At 62.3% G+C, this 16,206-nt stretch carries 11 protein-coding genes; 6 read left to right on the forward strand and 5 right to left on the reverse strand.

Annotated elements, in window-relative coordinates; genetic code table 11:
* The first annotated feature begins 69 nt into the window (after positions 1-69).
* Positions 70-1,524, forward strand: a complete 1,455-nt coding sequence (locus tag ACO07C_RS22820) for a glutamate synthase subunit beta (RefSeq protein WP_421916419.1) — start codon at positions 70-72, stop codon at positions 1,522-1,524.
* Positions 1,525-1,550: 26 nt separating this feature from the next.
* On the opposite strand, the gene ACO07C_RS22825 is transcribed toward ACO07C_RS22820, so the two are convergent.
* From ACO07C_RS22825 to ACO07C_RS22835, 3 genes are all read right to left on the reverse strand, one after another.
* Positions 1,551-3,200, reverse strand: coding sequence for an ABC transporter substrate-binding protein (locus tag ACO07C_RS22825; RefSeq protein ID WP_421916420.1), 1,650 nt, complete (start codon positions 3,198-3,200; stop codon positions 1,551-1,553).
* Between the two features lie 77 nt (positions 3,201-3,277).
* Positions 3,278-4,075, reverse strand: a complete 798-nt coding sequence (locus ACO07C_RS22830) for a 2-keto-4-pentenoate hydratase (RefSeq protein WP_421916421.1) — start codon at positions 4,073-4,075, stop codon at positions 3,278-3,280.
* Between the two features lie 8 nt (positions 4,076-4,083).
* The gene (locus ACO07C_RS22835) at positions 4,084-5,067 is read right to left on the reverse strand and encodes a zinc-dependent alcohol dehydrogenase family protein (protein WP_421916422.1); all 984 of its coding nucleotides are present in this window, start codon (positions 5,065-5,067) and stop codon (positions 4,084-4,086) included.
* A gap of 136 nt (positions 5,068-5,203) precedes the next feature.
* Here ACO07C_RS22835 and ACO07C_RS22840 point away from each other — a divergent pair, with 136 nt between their 5' ends.
* Complete coding sequence (locus tag ACO07C_RS22840) at positions 5,204-6,088, forward strand: LysR substrate-binding domain-containing protein (RefSeq protein WP_421916423.1); 885 nt, start codon at positions 5,204-5,206, stop codon at positions 6,086-6,088.
* 87 nt (positions 6,089-6,175) lie between these two features.
* Here ACO07C_RS22840 and ACO07C_RS22845 read toward each other — a convergent pair whose 3' ends face one another.
* The gene (locus ACO07C_RS22845) at positions 6,176-7,402 is read right to left on the reverse strand and encodes a DUF459 domain-containing protein (RefSeq protein WP_421916424.1); all 1,227 of its coding nucleotides are present in this window, start codon (positions 7,400-7,402) and stop codon (positions 6,176-6,178) included.
* 118 nt (positions 7,403-7,520) lie between these two features.
* Positions 7,521-8,744: a lytic murein transglycosylase gene (locus ACO07C_RS22850; RefSeq protein ID WP_421916425.1), complete on the reverse strand. Its 1,224-nt coding sequence runs from the start codon at positions 8,742-8,744 to the stop codon at positions 7,521-7,523.
* On the opposite strand from ACO07C_RS22850, the gene ACO07C_RS22855 reads away from it, so the two are divergent.
* From ACO07C_RS22855 to ACO07C_RS22870, 4 genes are all read left to right on the forward strand, one after another.
* Entirely contained in the window at positions 8,704-9,132 is a 429-nt protein-coding gene (locus ACO07C_RS22855; RefSeq protein ID WP_421916426.1) for a hypothetical protein, read from the forward strand. The two genes, ACO07C_RS22850 and ACO07C_RS22855, sit on opposite strands and share 41 nt — an antisense overlap.
* Positions 9,129-10,034 (forward strand): UTP--glucose-1-phosphate uridylyltransferase GalU, encoded by a 906-nt coding sequence (galU, locus tag ACO07C_RS22860; protein WP_421916427.1) that lies wholly within the window; start codon positions 9,129-9,131, stop codon positions 10,032-10,034. The genes ACO07C_RS22855 and galU overlap by 4 nt, the downstream gene beginning before the upstream one ends.
* Before the next feature lie 669 nt (positions 10,035-10,703).
* Positions 10,704-14,972 carry a beta strand repeat-containing protein gene (locus ACO07C_RS22865; RefSeq protein ID WP_421916428.1) on the forward strand — a complete coding sequence of 1,423 codons (4,269 nt, stop codon included), beginning with the start codon at positions 10,704-10,706 and terminating at the stop codon, positions 14,970-14,972.
* Positions 14,973-15,083: 111 nt separating this feature from the next.
* Entirely contained in the window at positions 15,084-16,181 is a 1,098-nt protein-coding gene (locus tag ACO07C_RS22870) for a TIGR03032 family protein (protein WP_421916429.1), read from the forward strand.
* The last annotated feature ends 25 nt before the right edge of the window (positions 16,182-16,206 follow it).

The following is a 16,206-nucleotide window of genomic DNA, read 5'->3' on the forward strand; positions in this document are numbered from 1 at the left end:
GCCATGGCGGCCTCAAGAGGTTAACGGGTGCGGCGAAAACCGTACCATCTGGACAGCAGGAACTGGACTATGGGCAAGGTAACAGGCTTTCTCGAAATTGACCGGCAGGTGCACAAGTACCAGCCTGCCTCCGACCGCATCCGGCATTTCCGTGAGTTCACGCTGCCGATGTCGGACAAGGAGGTCGAGAAACAGGCGGCGCGCTGCATGGATTGCGGCATTCCGTTCTGCCATGGGCCGACCGGCTGCCCGATCCACAACCAGATCCCGGACTGGAACGACCTCGTCTATAATGGCGACTGGGACAATGCGATCCGCAACCTGCATTCGACCAACAACTTCCCTGAGTTCACCGGCCGCATCTGCCCCGCGCCGTGCGAGGAAGCCTGCACGTTGAACCTCGAGGACATTCCGGTCGCGATCAAGACCGTCGAGCAGGCGATCGCCGACAAGGCCTACGAGACCGGCCATATCCGGCCCTATCCGCCGGAGAAGAAGACGGGAAAGCGGGTCGCCGTCATAGGCTCCGGGCCCGCCGGCATGGCTGCTGCCCAGCAATTGGGCCGCGCCGGCCACGACGTCCATGTCTATGAGCGCGAGAGCCGGCCTGGCGGCCTGATGCGCTACGGCATTCCCGACTTCAAGATCGAGAAGCACTATATCGATCGGCGCATCGAACAGATGCAGGGCGAAGGCGTGACCTTCCATTGCGGCGTCAATGTCGGCGTCGACAAGCCTGTTGCCGAACTGCTCGCCGAACATGATGCCGTGCTCTATTGCGGCGGCTCTGAAACCCCGCGGCCAGCCAACATTCCCGGCGACGATCTCGGCGGCGTCTATGACGCCATGCCCTATCTGGTGCAGCAGAACAAGCGCGTTGGCGGGGAGCCGATCCAGTCCGTGGCTTGGCCGTCGCACCCGATCATCGCCGGCGGGCAGCATGTCGTCGTCGTCGGCGGTGGCGACACGGCTTCCGACTGCGTCGGCACAGCCTTCCGTCAGGGCGCGGTGCGCGTCACCCAACTCGACATCCGTCCGCAGCCGCCGGAGAAGGAAGACAAGCTTTCGGTCTGGCCCTATTGGGCGACCAAGATGCGCACCTCCTCGTCGCAGGCGGAGGGCGCCGAACGCGAGTTCCAGGTGGCGACGCTGGAGTTCATCGGCGAGGAAGGCCAACTGACCGGCGTGAAGTGCTGCGAGGTCGATGAAAAGCGCAAGCCGATTCCCGGCACGGAGTTCGTCATCCGCGCAGACCTCGCCTTCATCGCCATCGGCTTTGCCGGTCCGGCGGCCGCAGGCGTGGTATCGGAGCTGGACGGCCAGATGACGATCACCACCGACAGCCGCCGCTCGAAGAATGTCGCGGCCAATGACCGCGACTACAGGACCAGCGTCGACAAGCTCTATGCGGCGGGCGACGTGCGCCGCGGCCAGTCGCTGGTCGTCTGGGCGATCCGCGAAGGCCGCCAGGCCGCGCGTTCGATCGACGAGGCTCTGATGGGGACGAGCGTCCTGCCGCGTTGAAGCGACAGGTTCGCTCGCCGAGATGATCAGACGTCGAGCCAGACTTTCTCGAGGAATACCTGGTCGAGCGGGTGGGCGCGGCGGTTCTTCACCGCCTTTGCCGAGTGCGTATAGATCTTGCGCCAGTAAGGCTGGATGATCACCGCGGAGTCCTGCAGGATCTTTTCAATCTCCCGCATGACGTCGCGGCGCTTTTCGACATCGGCGATGGACAGGGCGTCGTTCAGCTTGGCGTCGAATTCGGGGTTCGAGAAACCGGTTTCGTTCCACGCTTCGCCCGAGCGATAGGCCAAAGCCAGGATCTGGACACCGAGTGGCCGCATGGTCCAGCCGGTGAGCGAGAAGGGATACTTCGTCCAGTCGTTCCAGAAAGTGCTCGTCGGCAGGACGGTCCGTTTGATCTTGATGCCGGCCTCGCGCAACTGGCCGGCGATCGCGTCGGCCGTGTCCTTGTGCCACTCGTCGTCGTCACTGATCAGGTCGTGTTCGTAGTCCTGCTGGCCGGCCTCGGCCAGCAACGCCTTTGCCTTTTCGATGTCGCGCGCCACTTTCGGCAAGGCGAAATATTCCGGATGGATCGGCGCGACGTGATGGTTTTCGGCCGGAGTGCCACGATCGCTGTAAGCCAAGGTCAGAACCGCCGCATTGTCGACGGCCAGTTGCAGGGCCCGGCGCACGCGCTGGTCGTCATAGGGCTTGTTCTTGACGTTGAAGCGCGCACAGGCCGTCGCCGCCGTTGGGGTCTCGCTGCGTTGCAGGCCCATGCTGTCCAGAAGGTCGACCTGGTTGCCGGTCGTTTCGAAATTGCCATGGATCTCGCCTGACTCAAAGGCGCTGGAGATGGCATTGGGATCAGTGCCGTAATCGATGAACTCGACGCCGTCGAGGTAGGTTTCGCCGCCCCACCACGGGTGCTGTTCGCGCCTTTTATAGACGGCCTTCACCGATGTCTCATGCGAGACCAGTTCGAAGGGGCCGGTGCCTATGGGATGCTTCACCAGATCGGAGCCGGTGTCCTCATAGCTGCGGTGCACCAGGAATGCCGGAAAGTCCGCGAAGTTGGCGATCAATGAAATGTCCGACTTGGAAAGCTTCAGCTTGATCGTGTGATCGTCGACCTTGGCGATGGCGCCTTCGCGCACCTTGCCGGTTGCCGGATCGACAAGCGCGGCCAGGCGGCCCGCCATGGAATTGCCCGGTGCCTTCTTGTCGCACCAGCGGTTGAGATTGAACAGTGCGTCCTCGGCGGTGAAGTCGTCGCCATTGTTCCACTTCACGCCCTTGCGCAGATGCAGGACATATTCGGTCGCGTCGGCATTGACGTCCCAGCTTTCGAGCAGTCGCGGCTCGAAGGTGAAATCGGGCGTGTATTCGACAAAGCATTCAAGGAACTGGCGTCCCAGATTGCCCATCTCGCCCCAGTCGAAGGTGCGGGGGTCCTTGAGTTCCTTGACCGGCATGGCGATCTTGATGACGCCGCCCTTCTTCGGTTCTTCCGCTTGCGCCTGCACGGGCGCGGCCAGGCCGATGAGGCCATAGGCGCCTGCCGCGCTGATGCCCATGATGCTGGCCATGGCGAGGAATTCGCGCCGGTCCATCCTGTTTTCCCGGACCATGGCGGCCATCTGCGTGACGGGCGCCGGCACCGGCTTTTCGGAGCTATTGCAGGTGTTCATCCATACTTCTCCCATGACCGACCAAGTCGTCGGATTCTCAAAATCGCATTTCGTGAAGGCCGGCGCGGGGGCGCCGCTCACGTGAACGAGACATCCAGTGTGCCGTACTGGTTGAAATCGGCGGTGAAGACATCCCCGCTTGCGACGGGCAAGGCTCTCGCGAAGGCGCCCGACATGACGACATCGCCCTCGGCCAGATGGTCGCCGCGCTTGAGCAGCGTGTTGGCAAGCCAGGCCACGCAGGTGGCGGGGTGACCCATGCCGATGACCGACAAGCCGGTTTCTTCCACGATGCCATTGCGTGACAGGGTGGCGCCCACCCAGCGGCTGTCGATTTCATCAGGGCGGAAGCGCTGCTGCGCCAGGATCACGCCGGCGAAGGCCGAATTGTCCGCCACCGTATCCGCCACGATGCGGGGCGGCGCCATCCGGTGATCGACAAGTTCCAGCGCGGGCACGATCGCATCCGTCGCGGCGAGGATCTCATCGATGTTATCGATCGGTTGGTCGATATCACGACCGATGATGAAGGCGAGCTCGACCTCGACATGCGGCTTTACCAGGCGCTTCGCGGAGAGACTCGCGCCGCTCTGGTGGACGGCATGGCTCAGGATCCGGCCGTGGATCGGCGCGTCGAGATCGCAGGCAATCTGCGTCGTCAGCCAGGTCAGGCCGATCTTGTAGCCTGCGAGAGCGATGCCTTGCTGTTGGCGCATGCGCGTCAGCAGGTCCTGGACGCGATAGGCGTCGTCGAGGCTGAGCCCGGAATGCTGGCCACTGAGCGGCGGCATGGCCTCGCCCTCGCGCTCGGCGCGCAGGATCGCTTCGGCCGCGTGGCGGATGTCCAGTTCCGTCAATGCACTCGGTATCGCCATCGTCAGCCTCACATCAGATCCACAACCACTTTCCCTAGTGCTCGTCCGCTCTCGAGATGACGGAAGGCGTCGGGAAGCTGCTCCAGCCCGAAGCGGGCGTGATCGACAAGAGGGCGCACTTTGCCCATCTGCGCCAGCGCGGCAATTTCCCGCATGATGTGCCCGTGATCTTCCCGGCCGACATTTTCAAGCAGGGGGATGAGCATGAACACGACATGCAGCGACAGCGCCTTGGCATGCAGGGGCGATAAATCGTGCGTGCTGCGCGCGGCGGTCGCGGCGATGCGGCCGCCAATCGCCGCCGCCTGGAAGGAGCGGTCGAGATTTGCCCCGCCCACCGTGTCGATCACGACGTCGAAACCACGGCCAGCGGTCAGGCGGTGGACATAGTCAGCGACGCTCTCCTGACCGTACAGAACCGTGTGATCGGCGCCGAGCTCCTGTGCGATCGCAGCTTTTTCGGATGAGGAGACCGTGGTGGTGACGCGCGCGCCCCGCGCCTTTGCCAGCTGCACGGCGACATGGCCGACGCCGCCGCAGCCCGCATGCACCAGGACATGGTCGCCGGCGCGTACATCCGCTCTCGTCATGCAGTTCCAGGCGGTGATCGATACCAGCGGCATGGCGGCGGCTTCGCGCATCGAAAGACGGCTGGGCTTTCGGGCGAGCAGACGGGCATCGGCCGCTATGTAGTCGGCGAAGCTGCCGCCCAACCCTCGCACGCCGCCGGCGCAGCCATGGACCTCGTCTCCCGGAGACAGGCCGGCAACGTCATCTCCAACGGCTTCGACCGTTCCGGAGAGATCCGCGCCGAGAACAGCAGGCAAGGCTGGGCCGATCGGCAGTCCGTTACGGATGCGCGCGTCAACCGGATTGAGCGCGCTGGCGTGCACGCGCACCAGCACGTCTCCAGGGCCCGGGCGCGGCACGACGATATCGGCCAGCTCGAAATTCCCAGGCCCGCCGAAAGCCCTCAGCACCATTGCACGCATTCAATATTCCCGACCCGTGTAGACCATGCGCGAACTCTGCCGCTTCGGCTGGCTCAACGGAAACGCATAAATCTTATGGTATCGATCGGGAACGTTTCTAGCTAAGAGTCGGGCATTCGGCATCAGAGGAAGCCAGATGCGGTATCCCGACCTGGAAATCGACCTCCTGCGCGCGTTCACCACGGTGGCGGAGACCGGCAGCTTCACGGCCGCCGCCGACGTGGTCGGCAGGTCGCAATCGGCGGTCAGCCAGAAGATCATCCGCCTCGAGGAACTGCTGGGGTGCCCGCTGTTCAACCGCACGAGCCGTTCGCTGGTTCTCACCGGGGAAGGCGAACGGTTGCTGTCGGCGGCGCGCCGCATGCTGGAATTCAACGACATCGCGGTGCGCACCCTTGTCGAGCCGGTCGACGTCAAGCGCCTGCGCATCGGGATATCGGAGGACTTCGTTCCGCATCATCTGCCGGCGCTGCTGGCAAGATTCGCGGCGCTTTGCCCTGCCGTGCGGCTCGAGCTGATGACCGGCCTGAGTTGCCATTTGCTGGCCGCCTACGAGGATGAGGGGCTGGATGTGGTGATCGCCAAGAAGGATGGCCGTGCCCAGCGCGGCCGCGTCATCTGGCGTGAGCCCTTGGTGTGGATCGCTTCGGCCGGCTATGACCATCAATCGGCCGAACCTGTCCAGCTGGTGCTTCTGCCAACGCCTTGCACCTATCGCGGCGTCGCGATCCGTGCGCTCGATTCGATACGGCGCGACTGGGGCGTGACCTGCACGGTGAACAGCCTGAACGGCGCGCGCGCGGCCGTGGCGGGAGGTTTCGGCGTCACGGTGCTCGGACGATCCTTCGTCCAGGAGGGGCTGCGGATCATCCCGCCGTCCGAACTGTGGCCGGTGCTGCCGATGACCGAGATCGTGGTGATCGGCGAGGAGACGGTGGAGGCGCGCATCGTGCAGCCGCTGCTTTCATTCCTGACCGAAACCCTGTCTCGTGGCAATGGAGCGGGCGCCCTGCCTGCCTGACAAGCTTGCCTCCTGACAAGCTTTCCGATCCCAAGTGGTCCAGAGGCGTCATTCCTTGAGGCATCCAGGTGCTTCCGCCCGGATGCTTCAGGGAATAGCTGGCGTTGTCGTGCTGGCGGCGGCCGCCGCAGTCGCTGGCGATGCCTTGGGCTGTGGCCAGGAGAAATCATCGGCGCGGCCGGGGGAGGCTTCGGACGACTTGCCGGTGATGACGAGCTTTTCGCCGGGCAAGTTCGCATCGGCCTTGGCCGGAGGTGCGGCGCCAAGCAGTTCGGAGCCGCCATCGAGCGCGGGATCGTTGAGCAGCATGGGTACGGTGCGATCGACGATGACAGGCACCGGCGCGGGCGTCGGCGCCTCGACCGGAGCGCCAGCCGGGGCGGAGACCGTGACCGCGCCCGGCGTGGTCAAGCCAAGGATCTTCATCAGCGGCTTTTCGGTATAGAAGGCCAGCTTGCGCTTTCCCGCCTTCGAGACGTTGATGCCGTCATCGGCGCGCAGCCGCACCGGCTGGCCGTTGATATCGGGCCCGCTGGTGACGAAGGCGCCGTTCTCGTCGACGAACCCTTCCCAGACATCGACGAACTCGCCGCCATGGCTTTCGGCGGACGAGTGGTAGATGTCGTTGAAAGCCAGCATGTCCGAGGTCATCTTGGGAACCCGGAACGATGGCATGCCGACCCACAGGAAGGGCACCTTGGTCGAGGCGATGGCTTCGCCGAACGCGTTGGTCCGGCGTTCGTATTCCTTGTTCCAGTTCTCGGATCGGGGTTGCTCGCGCACATCGCCGACGCGCATCTGCTGGCGGTCGTTTGAACCCAGCATGACGACCACGGCGGCGGGCTTTTCGGTCTCGATCAGCGACTTGATCTGCTTGGGCCAGTCGTAGAAGTCGTCACGCACGAAGCCGGACGAGCCGTTGCTGCGGGACACGATCCTGACCCCGGCATTGTCGGCGAATGCCGTATCGAGACCTTCGGCGAGACCGGAGGCCATGAAATCGCCGACCACCAGCACGACGCGGGCATCCGGCGCCTTCTCGACGACCGGCGTTTCGGGCGCGGCCGGCTCTTGCGGCGGCCGGGCCTTTTTTACTTTCGGCCTGGGCTTGGGCTGTAGCTCGGCCGGCGGCTCGACCCGTTCGCTTCTGCGTGGAAACAGCAGGTCGCGCAGCGACCAGCCGTGGCTTGGCTGGTCTTGTGCCATGGCCGGTGCATGGAATGCGCCTAGCGATCCGATGGCGAGCAGAATGACGGCCGCAATCAGAATCGGTGCGCGGCGAACGAGCATCCTGATACGCGCAGCCGAAACCAATCGCTCCTCCCTTGGCGCATGAGCCGAAACCGAGATCTATCCTGATGACCGGTCATGCACACATCAAAGTGCTACAGCGCCCTCCGGGCATCCCGCCCATCGCCGTAGGTATCCGGCCCTATTTCTGACGGAGCCATTTGAGCACTTCCATGCTCGGGTAGCCGTCCTGGGTCAAGCCGGCCTTTGCCTGGAAGGCTATGATGGCGTTTTTCGAGCCGTCACCGATCTTGCCGTCAAACTTGCCGTCATAGAGGCCGTGCTGGGAAAGCCGCTTCTGAAGTTCCTGCCGTTCCTCGAAAGTCAACTTGGTGAAGGGGCGTTTCCAGTCCTGCACGAGACCGCTGGAACCGCCGATCTCATCGGCGAGGAGACCAACCGCAAGCGCGTATTTGTCGGCATTGTTGTAGGCCTTGATGACCGAGAAATTCTTGACCATGAGGAAGGCCGGTCCCCCGCGGCCGTCCGGCACCTTGAGCGTGGCCTTGTCGGAGCCGTTCTTGAACGGCTTGCCATTGGCCCTGACAACGCCCAGCGCCTGCCATTGCGACAAGGTCTTGGAGCCGCTGGGAAGCTTGCCGGCGGGAAGCTTGACCTCGTAGCCCCAGGTCTTGCCGGCCTGCCAGCCGTTCTTCTTGAGCAGGTTGGCGGCGGTCGCCAGCGCGTCGGGTATGGAGTTCCAGATGTCGCGCTTGCCATTGCCGTCCATGTCGACGGCATAATGCTGGTAGCTGGTCGGGATGAACTGGGTCTGGCCCATGGCGCCAGCCCAGGAGCCCATGAGGTGGCTTTCGTCGATGTCGCCGGTCTGCAGGATCTTCAGTGCCGCGACAAGCTGGGTGCGGGCGTATTTCGACCGCTTGGGATCGGCGTAGGCCAGGGTCGCCAGCGAACTCACGACATTGCGCATGATGTCGTCGCGCTTGAGGATCTCGCCATAGTTCGATTCCATCGACCAGATGGCCAGCAGGATGTTGCGATCGACGCCAAACCTTGCTTCGATCCTGTCCAGCCAGGGCCCCCATTTCTTGGCCATCTGCCGGCCGTTGGCGACCGACTGGTCGTGGACGCGATTGTCGAAATAGTCCCAGGCGGGAGCGGTGAATTCGGGTTGGGTGCGGGCCTTTTCCAGCACCACCGGGTCGATGTCCTTGATGTTGCGGAAGGCCTTGTCGTAGACGGCGCCGGAAACGCCTTCCTCGACGGCCGTGGCGCGGAAGCCGGCGACCCACTGCCGGAAACCGGCATCGGCGAAGGCCGGCCCGCTGGACATGAGCAGAGCGAGCGAAAGGCTGGCGGCCGTCATGACGCTTGTAAAACGCTTCGCGGCATTTCGAACGGACATCTTTTCCTCCTTCTTTGTCACAAGAAGACCATTCATCGCCGAACCAGGTTATGAATTAGTTTACCATAGGTGCCGCCGGGAACGAAAAGCCAGTTTGATGGTTGTTGGCGCGGATGACCATCCGGTCGTCGATTTCATCTTCCGTTGCCAATCCGGCATGAAAATGTCCGTTTGCGCATTTCCAGATACAATAGTTGACTTGCAGATGGTTCCGGAATGGGGATTCAACGCCGAAAAGATGCTAAGGATAGGGGCCCAAGCAGGAGTCTTAACTCTTGTCGGGTTATTGGATGACGCAAATGGCAGCTGTTTGCCTCCCCCTTGGGCGCCGTTCACTTCGAGCGGATTTATGAGTTCTGACCTTCAGATGGACAAGTCGACAGCATGAAGAGAGTTCGCAAGGCAGTTTTCCCGGTCGCCGGTCTCGGCACGCGGTTCCTCCCGGCCACCAAGGCCGTTCCCAAGGAAATGCTGACCGTCGTCGACAGGCCGGTCATCCAGTATGTGGTTGACGAGGCGCGCGAGGCGGGCATCGAGCATTTCATCTTCGTCACCGGCCGCAACAAGGCGGTCATCGAGGACCATTTCGATATCCAGTTCGAGCTCTATGACACGCTGGCGCAGCGCGGCAAGGACGAGCAGCTTGCACGGCTGCAGCGGCTGCAGCCGGCGCCGGGGCAGACCAGCTTCACCCGCCAGCAGGTGCCGATGGGGCTTGGCCATGCGGTCTGGTGCGCGCGCGAACTGGTCGGCGACGAGCCTTTTGCACTGCTCCTGCCCGACATGATCATGCAGTCGGAAAAGAGCTGCATGAAGGATATGGTCGAGCTCTACGAGGAGACCGGCAACAACATCATCGCGGTGCAGGAATGCGACCCGCTCGAAGCGCATAAATACGGCATTGTCGGCCGCGGCGAGGATACGCATCACGGTTTCCGCATCACCGAGATGGTGGAGAAGCCAAAGACGGGCACTGCCCCTTCCAATCTCTACATCAACGGCCGCTACATCCTGCAGCCGGAGATCTTCAAGATCCTCGAAGGCCAGGAACGGGGCGCCGGCAACGAAATCCAGCTCACCGACGCGATGCTGAAGCTGGAAAAGCAGCAGCCCTTCTATGGCTATCACTACCGGGGACGCACGTTCGACTGCGGCTCGCCCGAGGGATTTGTCGAAGCCAATGTGGCCTTTGCCCTGTGGCGCAGCGACATGAACGAGAACATGGCAGGCGTTATCCGCACGCTTCTCGATGAACTCAAGCCGTCGGAGCGGCGGGGCGCGGCGTTCTAAAGCGGTTTTCCGTCAACGGAAACGCAGGGCCGCTCTGATCTTCGTCTTGACGCGATTGTGGACGGAAAGCCGTTTCAGGCTTGTCCCGGCATTGTTCCATCCCTGCTCCAGCTCGACGGGCAGGGATGGAGTTCGATATGCTTGTTCGAGCCTGATCGCTTTCGAAAACCGGGGCCTTTAGGCCGCCGTGCTCCCAGGTCGATCGCCGAATGGCGATTGTTTTTTCGGCCAGAACTTCAGTGGTCTTGAGATTTGGCGCTTTTGTGCAGCGGGCGGCGGCGTCTATTTGAACACCCGTATGGCATGTTCAATCCCGATAAAACCTAATCTGTATGGCGGCGCACCGAGGCCGGTTCATGGCAATTCTTCCGTGTTGCTGGGCAAGTTACGACTGCGCGCTTGCTGCATGATCGATATACTTTTGCGTTTCTATAATAAATGTCAAATTGTCAGGAATCTTTTGTCTATTTTACAAGTGTTCTCGAGGCCATACATTGCCAGCAGATAGTTCAAATAGATACGATTAAAGTTGGCTATCCGAGTTAATCGCCTGTGTTGCCGAATTGGCACAGCAAATCATTATCATTAGCGATCTCTCAAGAATCCCTCGACTCGAATTGCAATTTTCGCGTGCAGGTTTATCCATGGCCACGCGGAGGAAATTTGAAAATGCATGAGCTCGGGTCGAAGGTCGCGCTGGTTCGCGGCAGGGCAGAACTTTGCCCAAGGCGTCGCCGGTTGCTGTTGCTGGGCACGGCTCTCGGCTCCACGCTGATGGCGCTCTCATCTCAGTCGTTCGCGGCCAGCTGCACCCAGCCGGCATCGCCAGCGCCAATCATTGTCGGCGTCGTCTCGACGCCCATATCCTGCACCAATACGGCTGCACGCACCGCGACAGCGGCGGGCGACAATGCGATCGGCGTTACGACGACGGGCAACGGAAACACGGTCGACATCACCAACAGCGGCACGCTGACGACGGATTCGGGCTCACTGGTTGCGCCGCCTCCGGGCGGAAGTTTCTCGCAATCAACCGGGGCTCGGGGCATCTATGCTGGAACAAACGGGATTGGCGCCAACATCACCATCAAGAACACCGGCGACATCAACTCGTACAGCGACAGCATCAAGGCGACTGATGCGGCCACTAGCGGCACCGTTCTTAGCAGCGACACGCATATCACGATCACCAATTCGGGCAACCTGACGGCAGGCCCCAATGCCGAAGGTATCTTCGGCCGCGCCAGCTACGGCTCCGGCAATGTGGTGACCATCAGCAACAGCGGCAGTATCGAGACCGGCTATAGTGCCTCCACGTCGGGCACCTCGTCCGGCATCGTCGGTAATGTCGGCGGCGACAACGGGCTGGTCGACATTACCAACAGCGGCGCCATCACGACGTCAGGTCTGAGCGCTGCCGGTATTTCAGCCGTCGCCAGTTACTATAACGGCTCCAACAGCAGCATCGTCATCAATAACAAGGCGGGCGGCACAATCACCACCACCAACGGTGCCTATGGCATCTTTGCCCAGGCGGGCAGCATAGGACCCGCCAACCCGGACAATGGCGGCACGATCAAGCTCACCAACGCCGCGACCATCAGCGCCGGCTATATCGGTATTGGCGCCTTCACCTATGGCAGCGGCGGCGACATCACCATTTCCAACAAGGCGTCCATCACGTCCGGAACGGGCGGCGGCGACGGGTCCGACGGCATCAAGGCGGTATCCAACGGCGGCGATACGACCATCAGCGTAACAAATAGCGGCGCCATCGACACTACCAATGGCGGCGCGAACTCCGTCGGCATCGAGGCCATCAACGGCGGGCTCTTCTCCGGTTCCGACCTGCACATATCCGTCACCAACACGGGCGACATCACGACCGGCGCGGATTCCGAAGGCATCTTCGCCCGCTCGGCAGGCGCTGGCGGCATGGTGACAGTCGACAACAGCGGCAACATCGTAACCGGGGCCAGTACGTCGACAAGCGGCGGATCGACCGGCATCTTCGCTGATGTCAGTGGCGACAACAGCCAGATCAGCGTCACAAACAACGGAACGATCCATACCGTCGGATACAGTGCCGCCGGCATTTCGGCGATTGCCAACTATTACAGCGGCCAAGGCGACCACGGCAGCATCGTCATCAACAACAAGGCGGGCGGCACGATCACCACCGAGGGCGCAGGCGCCTACGGCATCTTCGCCCAGGCCGGCAGCGTCGGCAAGGAAAACCCGGACAATGGTGGCACGGTCCAGATCACCAACGCGGCGACGATCCATTCCGGCTACATGGGCATCGCCGGCTTCACTTATGGCAGCGGCGGCAATGTCACTATCGACAACAAGGGCGCCATCACCTCGGGCACCGGCGGGCTTGCCGGCTCGGACGGCATCAAGGCCTTGGCCAATATGGGCGACTCGACCATAACCATCACCAACAGCGGCGACATCGACACCACCGATGGTGGCAACAAGTCCGTCGGCATCGAAGCCATCAACGGTCCATCGTTTACCGGCACCAACCTGGTTATTTCGGTGACCAACAGCGGCAATATCACCACGGCGGCCGAATCCGTGGGCATCAAGGCCGCCTCCTATGGCGCCAACGCGAGTGTGACGGTCGACAACAGCGGCAGCATCCGGACCGGTTCCAGCACGACGGATAGCGGCGGCTCGACAGGCATCTTCGCCGACGTCACCGGCGACAACGGTCAGGTCAGCGTCACCAACAGCGGTGCGATCGCCACGAGCGGCAAGAGCGCCGCGGGCATCTCGGCGATCGCCAATTACTATGGCGTCAGCAACGGCACCATCATCGTGCCCACGAATAACGGCAGCGTCGTCGTCAACAACAAGGCTGGGGGCACGATCACAACGACAGGCAGTGACGCCCTCGGCATTTTCGCCCAAGCTGGCAGCAAGGAACCCCACGGCCAGGACCCCAATGCGGACAATGGCGGCACCGTCGACGTCACCAATGCCGCAGCAATCAATTCCGGTAGCCACGGCATAGGCGCCTACACATACGGTACCGACGGCACCGTCACGGTTACCAACAGCGGCAGGATCTTCTCGACAAACGGAGAAGGCATCTATGCCAAGTCGAATGGTCACAGCAGCAACATCACGATCAGCAACAGTGCCTCCGTCGACTCCGGGAGCAGTTTTGGCGTGATTGCCGAAGCTGTCGGCAACGCGAGCACCGTCGTCATCAACACCAGCGCAGACATCTACGGCAAAACCGGTGGCGTCCAAGTCAACTCGACCGGCGGATCGACCGTGAACGTCAAGTCCGGTGGCTATGTCGGCGCGGAAAATTACCTCGCAATCACATCGACCGCCGGAACGGCCGAGATCAACGTCTATGGTACAGTGGCCGGCAGGGTCGTACTGAGCAATGCCGGAAACGTCATGAATATCAATGACAAGGGCCTGTTCCGGGCGAAGACCGACAGCAATTTCGGCACCGGCGTCAACACGCTCAACAATGCCGGCACGATCAATGCCTCTGGAAGCTATTTCGGTTCCTCGCCAAACACAGTCAGCTTCATTGGCCTCACGAGCTTCGTCAACGGCAGCACCGGTTCGGGCGCCGGCCTGACGACGATGATCGACGGGGTGGTCGGCGACAGCCTGACCACGAGCGGCAATTTCACCGGCCAAGGCAATTCGAGGCTCGGCGTCGACGTCAACTTCGCGACGAGCGCAGCCGACACGCTGACTATCGGCGGCAACTCTTATGGACGTACCAATCTGGCGGTGAATGTCACCGCCATTCCGGTCGGCGTGCCTTCAACCTCGACATTCATCCCCGTCGTGACGGTGGATGGAACCACCAATGCGAACAATTTCGGCGTTGCCGCCCCCGTCAATGCCGGCCTTTTCGCCTACGACCTCTTCTTGCAGGGCCATGAGTTTGGCTTGCGTACGGTCGGTCTCGGCAATGCGGCGTTCGAATTGCCCGGCGGCATGACGGGTGCGCAGAATGTGTGGCAGGACACCACCGATTTCTGGCAGGACCGCATGGCGGACCTGCGCACCGAGACAAGCGGCGCCCACAATGCCGACATCGTCGTGTCGACACCCACCCCACGCATGGGCGGCCTGTGGGCGCGCGCGGCAGGCGACTGGTCCGATCAGGACGGCAGTGTCACCTATGTCGATCCGGTCAGCCAAAACCCCGAGACCCTCGATCTCCATCGCCGGCAGAACACGGGTGCTTTCCTGGGCGGCGTCGACATGGGGATCGAAGGCGTGGCCGGTGGCGACGTCATATTCGGCCTGATGGCCGGTTATGTCACCTCGACCCTCGACTTCACCGCGACGGGCGACAGCTGGAAATATAAGGGCGGCACGGTTGGCGCCTACGCGACCTACCTGAATGGCGGCTTCTATCTCGACGGCCTGCTCAAGGCGGACTTCCTGAGTATCGATATCAGCGATCAGGGTGGTGTACCGGGCAGTGCCAGCACCAATGCGACGAATATCGGCGTGCGCCTGGATACCGGCTATCGCTTTGCCACGGCCTGGGGCTTCGTCGAGCCGCAAGCCAGCCTGGAGTGGGTCCACACGCAGATGGATTCCCTGTCCCTCTTCGGCGGCGATGTCTCCTTCGACAATGGCAGCAGCGGCCGTGCCCGGATCGGGGTTCGCGTCGGAAAGGATATGCAGATGAACGGCATGACCGTCACGCCCGACCTGACGCTGAGTGTCTGGAACCATTTTGGCAGCAGCAACAGCGTCGGCATCAACTTCCCCGGCAATGCATTCTCGGCCACCGACAGCACAGGCAACGGCACGTTTGGGGAGGTTGGCGCCGGCGTCAGCGTGGTCAGCGCCAACAACTGGTCGGGCATCGTCCGTGGCAGCTACCGATTCGGCGACGGATCAAACGCCGGGTCCCTCGGCGCGACGGTTCGTTATAACTGGTAGTCTTGGCGGATATTTCGTCCGATACTCGCGCCGGCCCTCGTGGCCGGCGTAGTCGTCATGGGATTTTATTCGGGGCGCGGCGGAGCATTCCAACGTATGGGAAGCGATAATGTGAGCAATTCCACCATCGGGGAGGCCGTGGAAAAATCGGCGGAGACGCCGGCTGCCGCACAGGAACATCAGACCAACGTTTCGCTGTCGCGCGGCTTCGTCAACTGGATGGAGACGGCGCAGTGTTCGCTGGCCTTCACCTCCTACCAAAGCGGGCAGCTGTTCCTGGTTGGCCTGACCGGCGACAGGAAGACATCGATCCACCAGACCAATTTCACCCGCGCCATGGGTATCACCATCGCCGGGCAGCGCATCCTGCTTGCCTCGGACACCGCGATATGGCGGCTGGAGAACATCCTGGGGCCCGGACAGGTCGCCAACAATGTTCATGACCGCATGTATATGCCGCGCGCGGCATCCTATACCGGCGATCTCGACATCCATGAACTGGCCGTTCGCGACGATGGGCAGATCGTGTTCATCAACACCAAATTCTCCTGCCTGGCGACGCTGAGCCCGACGCATTCCTTCCGGCCGTTGTGGAAGCCATCCTTCATCAGCAAGCTGGTGCCGGAGGACCGCTGCCATCTCAACGGCCTGGCCATGCAGAATGGCCGGGCGCGGTATGTCACCGCCATCAGCCGTTCGGATTCGGTCGGCGGCTGGCGTGACCGCCGCTGGGAAGGCGGCATGATCATCGACATCACGGAGGACAAGGTCGTCGTCGAGGACCTGTCGATGCCGCATTCGCCGCGCGTCCATGACGGCGCGCTCTGGGTGCTCGATTCAGGCCGAGGCTTCCTGGTCCGCATCGACCCCAAGACCAATGAGAAGCAGGACATCGCCTTCTGCCCCGGCTTCCTGCGCGGCTTGAGCTTCTTCGGCCGCTTTGCGCTGGTGACGACGTCGCTGCCGCGCGACGGGCTTTTCAAGGACCTGCCGCTGCAGGTCAATCTGGAGACGCGCGACGCCGAGCCGCGCTGCGCGATCTACATCATCGACCTGCACACGGGCGGCATCGCTGAATGGATCGAACTCAAGGGGCATATCGCCGAGTTGTTCGATGTCGCCGTCATGCCGGGATGCCGGTGCCCCTCATCGGTGCCGTTGAACAGCCCGAACATGGCATCGCTGGTCACGATCGACACGGACGGCTGAAGCCGATCGCGGCTGCGATCCGGAA

The organism is Mesorhizobium sp., from assembly GCF_965229135.1.
Lineage (GTDB): Bacteria > Pseudomonadota > Alphaproteobacteria > Rhizobiales > Rhizobiaceae > Mesorhizobium.